The 15,924-nt window shown below is 72.7% G+C and carries 13 protein-coding genes; 7 read left to right on the top strand and 6 right to left on the bottom strand.

Going from position 1 to position 15,924, the window contains the following annotated elements:
- The first annotated feature begins 541 nt into the window (after positions 1 to 541).
- From DFJ68_RS15165 to DFJ68_RS15155, 3 genes are all read left to right on the top strand, one after another.
- Positions 542 to 1,936, top strand: a complete 1,395-nt coding sequence (locus DFJ68_RS15165; protein ID WP_121035425.1) for a DUF6421 family protein — start codon at positions 542 to 544, stop codon at positions 1,934 to 1,936.
- Positions 1,933 to 2,631 (top strand): SDR family NAD(P)-dependent oxidoreductase, encoded by a 699-nt coding sequence (locus tag DFJ68_RS15160; RefSeq protein WP_121034455.1) that lies wholly within the window; start codon positions 1,933 to 1,935, stop codon positions 2,629 to 2,631. Before DFJ68_RS15165 ends, DFJ68_RS15160 begins: the two co-directional genes overlap by 4 nt.
- Before the next feature lie 94 nt (positions 2,632 to 2,725).
- A complete protein-coding gene (locus DFJ68_RS15155) occupies positions 2,726 to 3,805 on the top strand; it encodes a threonine aldolase family protein (RefSeq protein WP_121034454.1) in 1,080 nt (359 codons plus the stop codon).
- Between the two features lie 118 nt (positions 3,806 to 3,923).
- On the opposite strand, the gene DFJ68_RS15150 is transcribed toward DFJ68_RS15155, so the two are convergent.
- Positions 3,924 to 4,586 (bottom strand): peroxiredoxin, encoded by a 663-nt coding sequence (locus tag DFJ68_RS15150; protein WP_121034453.1) that lies wholly within the window; start codon positions 4,584 to 4,586, stop codon positions 3,924 to 3,926.
- A 151-nt stretch (positions 4,587 to 4,737) separates the two neighbouring features.
- Entirely contained in the window at positions 4,738 to 5,112 is a 375-nt protein-coding gene (locus DFJ68_RS15145; protein WP_121034452.1) for a YtxH domain-containing protein, read from the bottom strand.
- A 162-nt stretch (positions 5,113 to 5,274) separates the two neighbouring features.
- Between DFJ68_RS15145 and DFJ68_RS15140 the strand changes: the two genes are divergently transcribed.
- Positions 5,275 to 6,414, top strand: a complete 1,140-nt coding sequence (locus DFJ68_RS15140) for a VanZ family protein (protein ID WP_121034451.1) — start codon at positions 5,275 to 5,277, stop codon at positions 6,412 to 6,414.
- A gap of 42 nt (positions 6,415 to 6,456) precedes the next feature.
- Positions 6,457 to 7,215: a DUF4190 domain-containing protein gene (locus DFJ68_RS15135; RefSeq protein WP_121034450.1), complete on the top strand. Its 759-nt coding sequence runs from the start codon at positions 6,457 to 6,459 to the stop codon at positions 7,213 to 7,215.
- 103 nt (positions 7,216 to 7,318) lie between these two features.
- Here DFJ68_RS15135 and DFJ68_RS15130 read toward each other — a convergent pair whose 3' ends face one another.
- Together DFJ68_RS15130 and DFJ68_RS15125 are read right to left on the bottom strand one after the other, a co-directional pair.
- On the bottom strand, positions 7,319 to 8,410 hold the full coding sequence (locus tag DFJ68_RS15130; protein WP_121034449.1) for an inositol-3-phosphate synthase: 1,092 nt from the start codon (positions 8,408 to 8,410) through the stop codon (positions 7,319 to 7,321).
- A gap of 88 nt (positions 8,411 to 8,498) precedes the next feature.
- Positions 8,499 to 9,155, bottom strand: coding sequence for a PadR family transcriptional regulator (locus DFJ68_RS15125; RefSeq protein ID WP_121035424.1), 657 nt, complete (start codon positions 9,153 to 9,155; stop codon positions 8,499 to 8,501).
- Between the two features lie 342 nt (positions 9,156 to 9,497).
- On the opposite strand from DFJ68_RS15125, the gene DFJ68_RS15120 reads away from it, so the two are divergent.
- Both DFJ68_RS15120 and DFJ68_RS15115 read left to right on the top strand, forming a co-directional pair.
- On the top strand, positions 9,498 to 11,804 hold the full coding sequence (locus DFJ68_RS15120; protein WP_245963681.1) for a transglycosylase domain-containing protein: 2,307 nt from the start codon (positions 9,498 to 9,500) through the stop codon (positions 11,802 to 11,804).
- Positions 11,804 to 13,219: a glycosyltransferase 87 family protein gene (locus DFJ68_RS15115; RefSeq protein WP_121034448.1), complete on the top strand. Its 1,416-nt coding sequence runs from the start codon at positions 11,804 to 11,806 to the stop codon at positions 13,217 to 13,219. The genes DFJ68_RS15120 and DFJ68_RS15115 overlap by 1 nt, the downstream gene beginning before the upstream one ends.
- Before the next feature lie 30 nt (positions 13,220 to 13,249).
- Here DFJ68_RS15115 and DFJ68_RS19040 read toward each other — a convergent pair whose 3' ends face one another.
- Both DFJ68_RS19040 and DFJ68_RS15100 read right to left on the bottom strand, forming a co-directional pair.
- Positions 13,250 to 15,301 (bottom strand): amidohydrolase, encoded by a 2,052-nt coding sequence (locus tag DFJ68_RS19040; protein WP_211333386.1) that lies wholly within the window; start codon positions 15,299 to 15,301, stop codon positions 13,250 to 13,252.
- 112 nt (positions 15,302 to 15,413) lie between these two features.
- The gene (locus tag DFJ68_RS15100; RefSeq protein ID WP_121034446.1) at positions 15,414 to 15,866 is read right to left on the bottom strand and encodes a VOC family protein; all 453 of its coding nucleotides are present in this window, start codon (positions 15,864 to 15,866) and stop codon (positions 15,414 to 15,416) included.
- Positions 15,867 to 15,924 lie beyond the last annotated feature (58 nt).

The following is a 15,924-nucleotide window of genomic DNA, read 5'->3' as shown; positions in this document are numbered from 1 at the left end:
GGCCGAGTCGGCGCTCGCCGCCCTGCGCGACGACCTCGTCGCCGTCGGCGTCCGACTGACCGACTCCCTGGCCGAGGCCGACGTCGTCGTGGCGGGCCCCACGGCCACCGCGACCGACCTCGACGCCCTGCGCCCCGACGCCGGCGTCATCGCCCTCGGTGCCGCCGCCGCGACCCTCGGGCCTGACGGGCTGCACGCCGCCGCCGACGTGTCGGATGCCGGGTCTCTCGGCGCCGTCGAGCCCGCCGAGCCGCACGGCCCCCGCCCCGACCAGCTCGACCTGCTCGCGCGCGTCGAGCCCACCGGCCTGCGCGCCACCACCGCCCTGCCGCAGCACCACGACGCCCGTCCGCTGCTGCGTGCCGCCAGCTTCGTCGTCGCCGCCGCCGTCACGCCGGCCGCCGAGGGCGAGCAGGCCGGCCGCCGGTGGATGCTGCTCGGTGTCGAGCCCGCCTCGGCCGACGAGCGACGCTCGTACCGTGAGCTGCTGCGCAACGCCGTCGCCTGGGTCGCACCGGTCGCCGCGACTGCCACCGAGGCCGTGCCCGCCACCGGTGACGCCGCCGTGCACCCCCTTGTCTCCGACCCGGCATGGCTGCGGCTCAAGGCCGCCGTCTCCGAGCTGCGCCTGCTGCAGCAGAAGGACGGCTCGCTGCGTGACGACGTCGACGAGGCCGGCCACGAGCGCGCCCGCACCCTCGTCGCCGAGGTCGTGGCCGGCATCCGTGGCCTGGCGCCGTCGCTGCCGCACGACGCCGCGTACCTCGAGGCCCTCGTCCTCGACTTCGGCCGCTGGGTCGACGGCGGCTTCGGCGTGCCCGACTTCCTCGACTCGCTGAACGCCTTCGCGCCCGCGCAGCACCGCGTCGACGGCCTGACCCACCTCGTCGTCTTCCCGATGTACACGCAGAACGGCAACCCCGACCGCATGGTCGAGGCCGTGCTGCTCGAGGTGATCTGGCCCGACTTCGTCGCCGAGCTCGAGGCCGGCGATTACTCGAACCGGCTCTTCCTGCCGATCCGCTTCCTCGACTTCACCGCCGGCTACGACACGAACTCGGCCGTCCTCTTCCCCGAGACCGTCGCCATGCGCGAGGTGCCGGCGTTCACGTGGGGCGGCATCTTCGCCGACCGTGAGGCGGCGCGGTTCCGTCGCGTCGTCGCCGAGGCCGCCGACGTCACCCGCCTGTCGCTGCCCGCCGACGCGGCCCGCCTCGTCGCCGACCAGCAGCTGGCCGAGCGCACCTTCGTGATGTGGGACCTCATCCACGACCGCACCCACATGCACGGCGACCTGCCCTTCGACCCCTTCATGGTCAAGCAGCGGATGCCGTTCTTCCTCTACGCGCTCGAAGAGCTGCGCTGCGACCTCACCGCCTTCCGCGAGTCGGTCAAGCTCGAGGCCGAGGGTCACCCCTACGCGCGCATGGTGCAGTACGCGGTGCTCTTCGACCGCATCTTCCGCTTCAGCATCACCGGCTCCCGGGTGCGCAACTACGACGGTCTCGGCGGCCAGCTGCTCTTCGCGTGGCTGCACCAGCGCGGCGTGCTGCACTGGACCGACAACCGCCTCAGCGTCGACTGGGAGGCCGTCACCGAGCCCGTGCTCGAGCTCGGCCGGGCCATCGAGGACCTCTACTGGCGCTCGATCGACCGCCCCAAGGCGTCGCACTGGCTCGCCGCCTACGCGCTCGTCAGCTCGGTCGTCACGCCGCACCCGAGCTCGGCCTGGGCCCGCCACGCCGCCGGCGACCTCACCGCGCTGCCGCTCGACGGCCCGCCCAAGGGCCTGACCGACGCCGTGCTGCCCGACGAGTTCCCGCTGTCGATGTTCTTCGAGGCGCTGGCCAAGAAGATGAAGCCCGTCATCGAGTCGACCGCCGGCATCACCGGCCGCAGCGACCTCGTCGCCCGTGAGGAGGGCGCGGCCGCGTGAGCGTCGTCATCGTCACGGGGGCGACGGGCGCCTCCGGTCTGGCCACGTGCGCCGCGCTGCTCGCGGCCGGCCACGACGTCGCCGCCGTCGGTCGCGACGCCGACCGCCTCGCCGAGGTCGACGCGCAGGTGACCGGCTCGGCCGCCGGTGGTGCCCGCCTGACGACGCACGTCGCCGACGTCACCGAGACGGATGCCATGAGCACCCTTGTCGCGCAGGTGAAGTCGGCGCACGGCCGGGTCGACGGGCTGGCCCACCTCGTCGGCGGGTGGCGCGGCGGCAAGGCGTTCACCGACAACTCTGACGACGACTGGCGTTTCCTCAGCGCCAACCTCGTCGAGAGCCTGCGCCACCTCACGCTCGCGCTGCACGACGACCTCGTCGCGTCGCCGGCCGGTCGGGTCGTGGTCGTCAGCGCGGCCGCGGCGGCCAAGCCGACCGCGGGCAACGCCAACTACGCCACCGCCAAGTCGGCCGCCGAGGCGTGGATGCTCGCCCTCGCCGACTCCTTCCGCCGCCTGCAGTCCGGCCGCAAGACCGACCCGACACCGCAGACCGCGGCCGCCGTCATCGGCGTCGTGTCGTGGATCGGCGACGACCCCAAGGCCAGCTCGCCCGCCCAGGTGGCGTCCGGCATCCGGGCCATCTTTGACGGCGACGCCGCCGAGCTCAACGGCACCCGCGTCACCCTCTGACCCCCACCGACCCGTCGGGCGGTGGCGCTCCGTGACGGCGTAGCGTCGGATGCGACGGCGTGCGCGCCGGACCCGTGACCCAGGAAGGCAACTCGTGAGCACCACCACCCGGGGCGTCGCCCCCCTGCACGACCTCGACCGCCGGGGCTTCGCGTCCGACAACTACGCCGGTGCGCACCCCGAGGTGCTCGAGGCGCTCGCCGTCGCGAACGGCGGGCACGAGATCGCCTACGGCGAGGACCACTACACCGCCCGCCTGCAGGAGGTCGTCGCCGGCCACTTCGGCGAGGGCGCCACGGCGTGGCCCGTCTTCAACGGCACCGGCGCGAACGTCCTTGCCCTGCAGGCGCTTCTGCCGCGCTGGGGTGCGGTCGTGTGCGCCGAGACGGCCCACATCAACACCGACGAGAACGCCGCGCCCGAGCGGGTCGCCGGCCTCAAGCTGCTCACCGTGCCGACCCCCGACGGCAAGCTCACCCCCGAGCTGGTCGACCGTCAGGCCTGGGGCTGGGGCGACGAGCACCGCGCGCAGCCGCTCGTCGTGTCGATCACGCAGAGCACCGAGCTCGGCACGCTCTACACGGTCGACGAGATCCGGGCCATCACCGAGCACGCCCACAGCCGCGGCATGCGGGTGCATCTCGACGGGGCGCGAATCGCGAACGCCGCTGCCTCGCTGGGCGACTCGCTCGCCGCCTTCACCACCGACGCCGGCGTCGACCTCGTCAGCCTCGGCGGGACGAAGAACGGCGCGCTCGCCGCCGAGGCGGTCGTCGTCGTCAACCAGGACATCACCGCCGACGAGCACGGCCTCGTCTTCCTGCGCAAGCTCAACATGCAGCTCGCCTCGAAGATGCGGTTCGTCTCGGCGCAGCTGCTCGCCCTCTATGACGGCGACCTGTGGCTGCGGTCGGCCTCGCACGCCAACGAGATGGCGCAGCGCCTCGCCGACGGCGTGAGCGGTCTCGACGGGGTCACCGTCACCCAGGCCGTGCAGGCCAACGCCGTCTTCGCGGTGCTCGACCGGGGTGTGGCCGACCGGCTGCGCGAGGCGTTCCGCTTCTACGACTGGAACCCGGCCACCGGCGAGGTGCGCTGGATGTGCTCGTGGGACACCGCGGCATCCGACGTCGACGCCTTCGTCCGCGAGCTGACCCGCCTCCTCCGCGCCTGACCCACCCGGCGCACCCCCGTCGAAAGGCCAAATACACGCCAGCGAAAGGCCAGCCCGCGCCGGGACTGGCCTCTCGGTGACCTCTTGTGGCCTCTCGACGTGAGAGGGCCGGGGCAGGTCAGGCTGGGGCGTCGGCCGTGGTCTTGGCCGCGGCCGTCGTGTACCGCAGGTAGGGCTTGACCTCGTCGACGGCGTCGTCGCCGAAGCGCGCCCGGGCGTCGGCGGTCGAGACGGTCGGAGCGACGATGACGCGCTGGCCGTCCTGCCAGTCGGCGGGCGTCGAGAAGGGGCCGCTGTCGGTGACCTGCAGGGCATCGACCGCCCGCAGGATCTCGTCGAAGTTGCGGCCCACGCTCTTGGGGTAGGTCAGCGACAGGCGCACGGTGTTGCCCTTGTCGATGACGAACACCGAGCGCACACCCGAGGTGTCGCCCTCGCCCGGGTGGATCATGTCGTAGAGCTCGCTGACCTGGCGCGAGTCGTCGGCGATGAGCGGGTAGAACACGGCGGCACCGCCGACCTCCTCGATGTCGCCCTTCCACCGCTCGTGCTGCTCGACCGGGTCGACCGAGACGGCGAGTACCTTGACGCCGCGGGCGTCCCACTCGTCCCTGAGCGCGGCGACGCGGCCCAGCTCGGTCGTGCAGACGGGGGTGAAGTCGGCCGGGTGGCTGAACAGCACGGCCCAGCTGTCGGCCTTCCACTCGTGGAAGCGGATCGGGCCCTCGGTCGTGTCGGCGCTGAAGTCGGGCGCGGTCTCGCCCAGACGCGGTGTGGCCATGACGGCGGTCCTCTCGAAGCGGTGCGGGATCGAGCGCCATTCTGGCCCCGTCGCAGTAGATCGCGTTATGGGTGTCCAAATGTCGTGACGCCCCGCGAGACCACCGCCCCGGCCGACCGAGGATGCCGGGTGGCCGGCTGTGAGGGGAGGCTCAGGGGAGCGGGCCCTTGGGTCCGTGGTCCTTCTGGTACTGCACGGCCTGCTCGATGAGGTCGTCGGCGTCGCCCGAGTGCGTCGAGTGCGTCGGGCGGTGGCCGTCGGCCACCGACGACGAGGACGCGTCGCCGTTCGAGACGGCCGAGGTCACCTTGTCCGTGGCGGCGCGGGCGGCGTCGGTGGCCTTCTCCGCGACGACGGGCGCCTGCTCCTTGACGAAGTCGACGCCCTGCTGCGCCTTCTGCTGCACGCGCGGGTCGTCCTTGAGCTGGCCGATGGCGCGCATGAACTGCTCGTAGGGCTCGCGGCCCGCCCGGGAGCCGAGCAGGAAGCCGGCGGCGCCGGCGGTGAGGATGAGCAGTCGCTTCATGGTGGACCTCCGAAGGTCGGGGTGGCCGGGCCGGCGCCCTGTCTGGTGCATCGCCGACCGCGTTGGTTCAGCCATACCCAGCGGCCCGGCGTCAGCCCGGGCCCCGGGTAGCGTCTGGACCGGGGCCGGTGGAGACCGCGCCCGGTCGGGAGCGGGGGCGCGATGACGACGTGGCTGTACCAAGGCGTCACCGCCTTCGTCATCTTCGTGCCGTTGGCGGCGGTGCTCGTCGGCCCGTTCCTCGCGTTCGTCTACCGGCGCTACCGGTACGCCGCCCCCGGGCCGGCCCTGCTGGCGGTCGCCGGCGGCCTCTACGCGTGCGCGCTCGTCGCCTTCACGACCTTCCCGCTGCCGGACGACCCGCAGCGCTACTGCCGTCTCGGTCGCCGTATCGACTACTGGCAGACGCGGCCGCTCGCCTCGCTCGACGACGTCATCGCCCGGTACGAGGCCACCGGTCTCACCTCGACCCTGACGAGCGGGGTATTCCTGCAGGTCGCCTTCAACGTGCTCTTCTTCGTGCCCCTCGGCGTCCTCGTCGCCACGGCTCTGCCCCCGCGCCGGGGCGGCGGCGGGCGCGGGCTGGCCACGGCGGCGGCGGCCGGTCTCGCCGTCTCGCTGCTCATCGAGGCGACCCAGGGCACGGGCCTGTGGGGCCTCTACCCGTGCCCCTACCGCCTGGCCGACGTCGACGACCTGCTGACGAACACGACCGGTGCGATCGTGGGGTGGCTGATCGGCCGCCTCGTCGCGCGCACGGTGGGCCGGTGGCTGGGCCCGCGGCTGAGCCTCGACGTCCCCCGGCGCAGCGACCTCGAGCCGCCGACCGGCCGTCGCCGGGTCGGGGCGGCGGTGTCCGACCTCGTCCTCGCCGTCTTCATCGGCGCCGTGCTGGCCGTCGGGATCTCGCTCGTGGCCCGGGGGCGCGGGGTCACCACCGAGTCGCTCCAGCAGCCCCTGCAGTGGGTCCAGATCGCGGTCTCGACCGTCGTCTTCCTCGTCGTGCCGCTGCTGCGTCGCGACCGCGCGACGCCTGGCCAGGCGATGGTGCTGCTCGGGGTGCAGCGCTCCGACCGGCCGGAACGGGCGCGGGCCTGGTCGGTGCTCGTGCGCTTCGTCGTGCGCTGGCTGCCGATCATCCTCTGGCCCGCGGCGGGGGTGCTCACCGTGGCCGTCGTCGAGCTGGTCACCGTGCTCGTGCGCCGCGACGACCGCAGTCTCACCTCCGTCATCGCCCACACCGCCACCCGCACCCACGACGCGATGGCGGCCGACTCCCGGCTCCCCTCCGGCAAGTCGTAGAAAACGGACACGGCGGCGCCGGTCTGTGGCACGCTTCGGCCGGTGACCGAGCCCCCTGACACCATCGCCGCGCCGAGCGAAGACATGAGCGCAGAACCCACCGCAGCGGCGGTGGCGCCGCCCGTCGGGCCCGCCTACCCGGCGCCGCTGATGCCGCCGCCGGCCCGCACCCCGGGGACGAACCGGCTCGCGGTCTGGGCCCTGGTGACCGGCATCCTGGGCGTGGTCCCGCCCCTGGGGATCGTCGCCATCGTGCTCGGTGCCCGCGCCCTCAACCAGGTGATGGAGCGCAACCAGGCGGGGCGTCGCCTCGCCATCACGGGCATCGTCCTCGGCTGCGTCGCCGTCGTCGTCTGGCTCGGCGTCGCCGCCCTCAGCATCATGAACACCGAGGCGCCGCGCGACGCCTCCGGCAACGTGACGCAGCGGTCGTCGATGTTCGTCTCCGACCTCGCGGCGGGCGACTGCTTCGACTCCGGCACGGCCGAGGAGGTCGACTGGGTGACCGTGCTGCCGTGTGCCCAGCCCCACGACAGCCAGGTCATCGCCGTCTTCGAGCTGCCCGAGGGGCCCTACCCCGGTGTCGACGCCCTCGCGGAGGACGCGGACGCCGGCTGTCAGCAGCGGGGCGCGCCCCTCGTGAGCGAGGACCGCCTCGAGGAGATCGAACCCTCGTACATCTATCCCGCCGACGAGGACACGTGGGACACCGACCGCACCATCCAGTGCACGGTCGGCTCCGTCGACGGGGAGCAGCTCACCGGCTCGGTCCTTGCCAGCACGACCACCCGGACCACCTGAGCCGTCGAGCGCGCGTGAGGCCCCCGTCCGCACGGACGGGGGCCTCACGGCATCCGGGCTCAGACGGCCTGGTAGGAGCTCGGGCGAAGTCAGACGGCTGTGGTCAGCGCGCCTCGTCGCCGGTGATGAAGGCCTCGAGGCGACGGCGGCCCTCGGTGTCCTCGCGCTGCTCGGGCGGGGACTTCATGAGGTACGACGACGCGGACAGCAGGGCGCCGCCGATGCCGCGGTCCTTGGCGATCTTCGCGGCGCGCACGGCGTCGATGATGATGCCGGCCGAGTTGGGGGAGTCCCACACCTCGAGCTTGTACTCGAGGTTCAGCGGCACGTCGCCGAAGGCGCGGCCCTCGAGGCGCACGTAGGCCCACTTGCGGTCGTCGAGCCACTGCACGTAGTCGCTGGGGCCGATGTGCACGTTGCGGTCGTCGATCTTGTCGGCGAGCTCGCCGCGCAGGTTCGACGTGACGGCCTGGGTCTTGCTGACCTTCTTGGACTCCAGGCGCTCGCGCTCGAGCATGTTCTTGAAGTCCATGTTGCCGCCGACGTTGAGCTGGTACGTCCGGTCGAGCGCGACGCCGCGGTCCTCGAAGAGCTTGGCCATGACGCGGTGGGTGATGGTGGCACCGACCTGGCTCTTGATGTCGTCGCCGATGATCGGCACGCCGGCGGCCTCGAACTTCGCCGACCACTCGGGGTCGCTGGCGATGAAGACCGGCAGGGCGTTGACGAAGGCGACCTTCGCGTCGATGGCGCACTGCGCGTAGAACTTGTCGGCCTGCTCGGAGCCGACGGGGAGGTAGGAGACGAGGACGTCGACCCGGCGCTCCTTGAGCACCGACACGACGTCGACCGGCTCGGCGGCCGACTCGTCGATCGTCATGCGGTAGTACTTGCCGAGCCCGTCGAGGGTGTGGCCCCGCTGCACCTCGACGCCAGTCGTGGGGACGTCGGTGATCTTGATGGTGTTGTTCTCCGAGGCGTTGATGGCCTCGGCGAGGTCCTTGCCGACCTTCTTGTCGTCGACGTCGAACGCGGCGACGAACTCGACGTCACCGACGTGGTACTCGCCGAACGTCACGTGCATGAGGCCGGGCACGGTCGTCGTGGGGTCGGCGTCCTTGTAGAACTCGACACCCTGCACGAGCGAGCTCGCGCAGTTGCCGACGCCGACGATGGCGACGCGGATGGATCCCATGGGTGGCTCCTTGTTGTGTGGTGGTCTGACGAAGAGGGTCTGGTGGGTGGGGCCGGGGGATGCCGGGGGGCGCGCGGGCGCCGACGGCTCAGTCCCCGTCGGGCGGGGTCCCCGACGGTGTCCCCGACGGCGCGGCCGGCTGGTGGTCGAGGTCGTCGTAGGCGGCGGGACCGGGGTCGAGGGCGGCGCGCCGCTCGGCGGTGATGAGCTCGTCGAGCCAGCGCACCTCGCGCTCGGCGAAGTCCTCACCGTGGCTCTGCAGCGCGAGGGTATAGCCGTCCATCCGCTCGCGGTTGCGGGTCGAGGCCTCGCGGATGTTGGCCAGGCGCTCCTCGAGGCGCGAGCGACGCCCTTCGAGGATGCGCAGGCGCACCTGGGCCTCGGTGCGCGAGAAGAAGGCGAGGCGGACGTCGAAGTCGTCGTCGTCCCACGCGTCGGGGCCGGCGGCGGCGACGAGGTCCTGGAAATGCTCCTTGCCCTCGGCCGTCAGCTCGTACGTGATCCGGGGTCGGCGGCCACCGGCGCCGGTGTCGTCGGTGCGCTCGCCGATGAGGCCGCGCTCGACGAGTCCGCGCAGGCACGGGTAGAGCGAGCCGTACGAGACGGCCCGGAAGATGCCGAGCGCCGTCGTGAGCCGCTTGCGCAGCTCGTAGCCGTGCAGCGGCGAGTCGTGCAGCAGGCCGAGCACCGCGAACTCGAGCAGAGCGGCGCGGCGCGACCGGGGTGAGCCTGCGCTCGTGGGCACGGTGTCCTCCTCTGCGTCGTCGTGGTCGTCGTCGGCGCCGCGCGGGGCGGCGGGTCTGTCGTCAGAGTACACAGAGATATATCGGTGCGATACATCGCCGCGTCACCGGTCGGTGCGGCGCGGATGCCGGGTGGTCGGGCGGGTGCGGCCGCTCGACGGGCGCGGAGCCGGTCCGACGGCCGTGACCTCGCCCCGTACGGACCGCGCGCCACTACCACACCCGCGGTTCGGCATCCACAGGGGTGCCGGGCCATACTGGACCGAGTCCGAGGGCCCGGCCGCACGTCTCCGCACGTCCGGACGGGTCCGCCGTGCGCCCGTCGGGCCACGCGAAGAGAAGTGGTGGAGCAGTTGAGTCAGAGCACGCGAGCGACGAAGACCTCGCGCCGAGCCCAGCGCCCGAAGCGCACCGGCTGGCGGCGGGCCCTCGTCGGCACCCTCAAGTGGGGCTCGCTGACGGCCCTCGTGCTCGTCGTGCTCGGGGCCATCGGCGTCTTCGTGGCCTACCAGCGCACGACGATCCCGGCCCCGAACGAGCTGGCCGACAAGCAGGTCTCGATCGTCTACTACGCCGACGGCAAGACCGAGCTCGACCGCATCGCCCCCGACAACGCCAACCGCGAGTCGGTGCCGCTGTCGAAGGTGCCGAAGGCGGTGCAGGAGGCGCACCTCGCCGCCGAGGACCGCAGCTTCTACGAGAACAACGGCATCTCGGTCGGCGGCATCCTGCGCGCGGTGAAGACGAGCATCACGGGCGAGGCCCAGGTCGGTGGCTCGACCATCACGCAGCAGTACGTGAAGAACTACTTCCTCAGCCAGGACCGCACCATCTCGCGCAAGGCACGCGAGATCCTCATCGCGGTCAAGATCGACAGCCAGTACAGCAAGGACCAGATCCTCGAGGACTACCTCAACACGATCTACTACGGCCGCGGGGCCTACGGCATCCAGAGCGCGGCCAAGGCGTACTTCAACAAGGACGTCTCGCAGCTGACGGTCCCCGAGGGGGCGGTGCTCGCCTCGGTCATCAACGCGCCCAGCCTCTTCGACCCGGCCCTCGGCGAGGCCCAGAAGGAGAACCTCCAGCGCCGCTACGCCTACGTTCTCGACGGCATGGTGACCGAGGGGTGGCTGAGCGCCGCCGACCGGGCGAAGGACGCGAACCTGCCGAAGATCGCCGCCGCGAAGGCCAACGGCTTCGGCTCGGGCACGACGGGCTACATCACGGCGGTCGTCACCAACGAGCTGACCCGCACCGGCCTCACCGACGCCGAGATCGAGCGCGGCGGCCTACGCATCACGACGACGATCCAGAAGACGTCGCAGGACGCCGCCGTCGAGGCGATGAAGGACAACCTGCCCGAGAAGGTCACCGGCGGGCTCGTCGCGATGAAGCCGGGCGACGGCGCCGTCGTCGCCATGTACGGCGGTGCCGACTACCGCAAGAGCCAGCTCAACACGGCGACGCAGGCCATCCTGCAGGGCGCCTCGAACTTCAAGCCCTTCGCGGTGCTCGCCGCCGTGCGCGACGGGGTCTCGACGAAGACCCGGTTCGACGGCGACCAGCCGCAGGAGATCGACGGCACGCGCATCGTCAACTTCGGCGGCATCTCGTACGGCATGGTCGACATGCGCCGCATGATCGGTCGCTCGATCAACACGGCCTTCGTCAACCTCAACAACGACATCGGCCCGGCCAAGACGCGCCAGGCCGCGATCGACGCCGGCATCCCGGCCAACACCAAGGGCCTCGACGACAGCCTCACCAACGTGCTCGGCAGTGCCTCGCCGCACGTCGTCGACATGGCCACGGCCTACTCGACCATCGCGAGCCAGGGCCTGCGCACCAAGGCGTACGTCATCAAGAAGGTGACGTCGACGACCGACGACTTCCAGTACGACGCCAAGCCCGAGCCGGTGCGGGCCTTCGACGCCGACGTGACGGCCGACGTCACGAACGCCATGACGTACACCGTGCGCACCGGCGGCACCGCGACGAAGCTGCAGCGGCTCGACCGGCCGATCGCCGGCAAGACGGGCACCTCGTCGGCCAGCAAGTCGATCTGGTTCAGCGGCTTCGTGCCCCAGCTCGCCGTGTCCATCGGGATGTACAAGCCCGACGCGAACGGCAACGCCCTGACCCTCACCGACTCCGAGGACACCAACCTCACCGGCGGCACGATCCCGGCCGACGTGTTCTACGACTTCATGCAGGTGGCGCTCGAGAACCTGCCGGTCGAGCAGTTCCCCGACCGGGTCGGCGTCGGTGACAACGACCTGCGCCCGGTCTACACGCCGCCGGCGACGCAGCGTCCGACGTTCACGCAGCAGCAGCCGACGAACGACCCGTCCACGCCGAGTGCGGAGCCGAGCCCCTCCAGCCCCGAGCCGACCACGTCGACACCCGAGCCGTCGACGACCGCCCCGGAGCCGACGACGACCCAGCCGCCCGCGCCCACCTCGACGCGACCGCCGCAGCCGACCTCGACCCGCCCACCCGAGCCCACGTCGACGCGACCGCCGCAGCCCACGTCCACCCGGCCCCAGCCGACCACGACGCGCACCAACGGCGGGAGGCCGACGAAGCCCGCCAACCCCGGGGCGCCGACGTCCGACCGCGTGACCGCCGCGCCCGCCACCACCGGCTGATGCGCGACCCCGTCGTCGACGCGGCCTCCGAGGTCATCGGGGGGCCGCGGGGCCGCTACGCGTCGCCGCCGCGGCAGTCGTGGGTCACCGTCGCCGCCGTGCTCTCGGCCCTCGCGGCCCTGCCCGCCGCCTTCGGCATCCTGCTGCGCGTGCCCTGTCTGCGCACCGGGTTCGTCGGCGACGGCCAGTTCTGGAACGCCTGCTACAGCGACCTGCCGAACACCTACCGCGACTCCCCGGTCAAGGACGGCCTGGCCGCCTTCCTCCAGGGCGGGCCCGAAGCCGCGACGACGGGCCAGCCCCCGCTCACCGGTCTCGCCCTCACCGCTGTCGCCTCCCTCGTGCCGCACGACGGTGCCAACGGCATCAGCTCGCAGGCGGCGTGGTTCTTCGCGCTGTGGGCGGCCGTCAGCACCGTCCTGCTCCTCGCCATCGTCTGGTTCGTCGCCTCGACCTCCCGGATGCCGTTCAGCGCGGCCCACGTCGCCGTCGCCCCCGTCGTCGCCCTCGTCGCCTTCGTCTCCGCCGACCTGCTCGGGGTGGCGCTCGCGACCGCGGGCATGTGGGCGTGGGGCCGACGACGGCCGGCGCTGGCCGGCATCCTGCTCGGTCTGGCCGTGAGCGCGCGCAGCTACCCCGTGCTCATCATCGTGGCGATCGGACTGCTCGCCCTGCGCGCGGGTCGGCTGCGCGACTTCGGGCGCCTCGCGGTGCGGGCGCTCGCGACGTTCGGCGTCGTGCTCGTCGGGCTGTGGGTGCTCAACCCGGATGCCGCCCTGTCGGCCTACCAGGGGTGGGCCGAGTCGGGCGCGGGCTACGGCTCGCCGTGGCTGCTGCCGCAGCTCGCCGGGCACCCGCTGCCCAACGGGGCCATCACGGCCATCGCGGCGCTCGGCTGGGTGCTCGCCCTCGTGGCCGGCGCGGTGCTCGCCCTGTCGTCCCGGCGTCGCCCGACGCTCGCCGAGGTCTCGCTCGTCATGGTCGCCATCGTGCTCGTCACCGGCAAGTCGTTCACCGTGCAGAGCTCGCTCTGGCTCGTGCCGCTCGTGGCCTGGTGCGCGGTGCAGTGGCGCGACCATCTCGTCTGGGCCTCCGCCGAGGCGGTCAACTTCGTCGCGGTCTGGCTGAGCATCGCCGGCAACACGACACCCGACCGCGGGCTGCCGGCGCCCTGGTACGCCGCCCTGTCGATGCTGCGCGTCGTGGCGGTGCTGTGGCTCGCCGTCGCCGTCTGGCTGCGGGCGCGCGACCGGGCGGCCCTGCCCGCCCCGGCCGAGACGACCGAGGCCGCCGTCGACGCCGAGGCCCATGACGGCGCGGCCCCGCGACACAGTCATGACGGCACCGCCGAGGCCGACGACCTCGCCGGGCCGCTCACCGGTGCCGGCGACCGGGTGCTCGTCCGCTTCTCCTGACGGGTCGGTAGCCCGCTGCGGCCGGTCGGTTCATGCGGGGCGGTCGCCGTCCGGGGCCAGCCAGGCCAGCGCCGCAGTGACCATCGCCGACGTCCCCGTGTCGAGCGTCGGCTGGACGACGGGCGAGAAGGTGGGTGAGTGGTTGACGGGGACGTCCGAGGCGATGCGTCCCGCCTCCTGCGCCACGGCGTAGGCGTCGGGGTCGATGCCACCGTTTCCCCAGTAGCAGTACGGCGTCCCGAGGGCGTCGGGGACGACGCTGAAGTCCTCGCTGGCGGTCTGCAGGTCGATGTCGAAGACGGCGTCGCCGAACGCGGTGTCGAAGGCCGCGCGGACGCGGGCCGTCGTGTCGGCGTCGTTGACGGTCGGCGGGTAGTGGTCGACGACCTCGACGGTCGGCTCCTGCGGCGACCCCGACGCGGCGCACTCCGCGCGGACGATGCGGGTGACGGCATCCAGCACCTGCGTCCGGGTCGCCTCGTCGTACGTGCGCACGTTGAGCTGCAGCACGGCCTCGTCGCTGATGACGTTGCCGGCCGAGCCGGCGTGGAGGCTGCCGATCGTCAGCACCGCGGGGGTGGTGGGCGACAGCTCGCGCGACACGATCGTCTGCAGCCGCAGGACGACCATCGAGGCGAGCACGACCGGGTCGACGGCTGCCTGGGGCATCGACCCGTGGGCACCACGACCGTGCAGGGTGATCCGCAGCGTGTCGGCGGCGGAGAGGAACGAGCCGGGGCGGGTGCCCACGGTGCCGACCGGGTAGGGCAGGACGTGCTGGGCCAGGGCCACGTCGGGCGTGCCGACGAGCGCGGCGAGGTCGTCGTCGAGCATGCCCTGCGCCCCGGTGCCGACCTCCTCGGCCGGCTGGAAGAGCGCGACGACGGCGCCGCCCCACGCGGCGGTGGACCCGGCGAGGAGCGCGGCCGCACCGAGCAGGCAGACGACGTGGACGTCGTGGCCGCAGGCGTGCGTGACCGGCACCTCCTGACCGTCGTCGTCGGCCGTGTCGGTGCTCGCGTAGGCGAGCCCGGTGCGCTCGCGGATCGGGAGGGCGTCCATGTCGGCCCGCAGCAGCACGGTCGGGCCGTCACCGTTGCGCAGGATGCCGACGACCCCGGTGCCGCCGACGCCGTCACGCACGTCGTAGCCGAGCGACGTGAGCCGCTCGGCCACGAGCCGCGCGGTGCGGTGCTCGCGGTGCGACAGCTCCGGGTGGGCGTGCAGGTCGCGGTACAGCTCCTCCTGCCAGCCGCGGGCGTCGTCGAGGCCGGACAGGACCTGGGGCAGGGCTGACGTCATGGGTGCTCCTCGGGGGGCTCGGAGGATCGGGAAGGTTCCGCTTCTCGTGGTGGTCCGGATGCGGGGGGCGGATTCGGCGTGGTGGGGGAGCGTTTGCCCTCGTGGCGGAACCACGAGCCCGAGGCCTTCGCGACCGCTGCCGTCGGTCGCCAGGCCCGGGGCTCGGGCAGCTCCCAGTTGCGCCACCGGGCGACCAGGGTCAGCGCGGCCCCCGTCGCCGTCGCGACGAGCAGGCCCCACGGAGGCGAGACCCAGCGCGTGCATGGTCACCATGACGCCGGCGGCGACGAGGGCGGCGGTCGCGTACAGGGGCCCCCCAAAGATGCCGGGGCGGCGTTGCAGCACGACGTCACGCACGGTGCCGCCGCCGACCGCGGTGATGGTGCCGAGCAGCACCGCCGGAAGCCAGCCCAGGCCCGTGCCGATCGTCTTCTGCGCGCCGGCGGCCGCCCAGCAGCCCATGGCGACGGCGTCGAGGCAGGGGAAGACCCGGTCCCAGAGGCGGCCCCGGACGTCGAGCAGGTAGGCGAGCGCCGCCCCGGCCAGCGCCGTGAGCAGGTAGGCGTAGTCGGTGAGGGCCGCCGGCGTCCCGGCCTGCAGGAGGGTGTCGCGGATGAGCCCGCCCCCGAGGCCCGAGAGGATGGCGAGGGTCCCGAATCCGACGAGGTCGAGCCCGGCCTGCCGGGCGAGGACGCCGCCGAGCACGGCGTTGGCGAGCACCCCGGTCAGGTCGGACCAGCGGAAGGCCTGGTCGATGGTCTCCGGAGAGGGTGTCGCCACGGATGCCTCCTCGGGGCCGGGTGGGGGACGAGGCGTGCACACCGACTGTGACAGACGGGCCGCCGGCCACGCGGTCCGACCCGACCGCGGTCTCGCGGTCGGGCCGCGACGCTTACGCCGTGACGCTCACGCTCCAGGTGACACCGAACCGGTCGGTGAGCATCCCGAAGCCGGCGCTCCACGCCGACGCCGCCAACGGCTCGACGACGACCGCGTCCACGGCGAGGGCGTCCCAGTGGCCGCGGAGCTCGTCGAGGCTGTCCGACCCGATCGAGACGAACAGGGCCTGGTCGGTCACGGTGGTGCCGTTCTCACGACGGGTGGAGCCGCCGCCGGTGATGGCGCCCTCGGTCCGGCCGGGGACGTCGTAGCCCATGATCCGGAACCCGTTGTCCGCCGCGACGAGACCGAACACGACCTTGTCGGCACCGGGAGCGCCGGCCGGCATCCCGAAGTCGGCGTAGGTGTTGACGACGAGGTGGCCGCCGAAGACGGACTGGTAGAACTCCAGCGCCGCACGAGCGTCGCCACGGAAGTTGAGGTGGGTGGTCGTCTGGATGGTCATGGTGGCTCCTTCACGAGGTGCGGGCCCGTCCGGCCTGCTGTCGCCACTCTCCAGGGTG

The sequence above is a fragment of the Terracoccus luteus genome, from assembly GCF_003635045.1.
In the GTDB taxonomy this organism is placed as follows: domain Bacteria; phylum Actinomycetota; class Actinomycetes; order Actinomycetales; family Dermatophilaceae; genus Terracoccus; species Terracoccus luteus.
The sequence above is the reverse complement of the archived record's forward strand: the minus strand, read 5'-3'. Positions and strand labels throughout refer to the sequence as shown.

Coding starts and splice junctions, on each gene's coding strand:
- DFJ68_RS15150 (WP_121034453.1), bottom strand. CDS start 4,586: ATGGCCACACCGCGTCTGGGCGAGACCGCGCCCGACTTCAGCGCCGAC.
- DFJ68_RS15145 (WP_121034452.1), bottom strand. CDS start 5,112: ATGAAGCGACTGCTCATCCTCACCGCCGGCGCCGCCGGCTTCCTGCTC.
- DFJ68_RS15140 (WP_121034451.1), top strand. CDS start 5,275: ATGACGACGTGGCTGTACCAAGGCGTCACCGCCTTCGTCATCTTCGTG.
- DFJ68_RS15130 (WP_121034449.1), bottom strand. CDS start 8,410: ATGGGATCCATCCGCGTCGCCATCGTCGGCGTCGGCAACTGCGCGAGC.
- DFJ68_RS15115 (WP_121034448.1), top strand. CDS start 11,804: ATGCGCGACCCCGTCGTCGACGCGGCCTCCGAGGTCATCGGGGGGCCG.
- DFJ68_RS15100 (WP_121034446.1), bottom strand. CDS start 15,866: ATGACCATCCAGACGACCACCCACCTCAACTTCCGTGGCGACGCTCGT.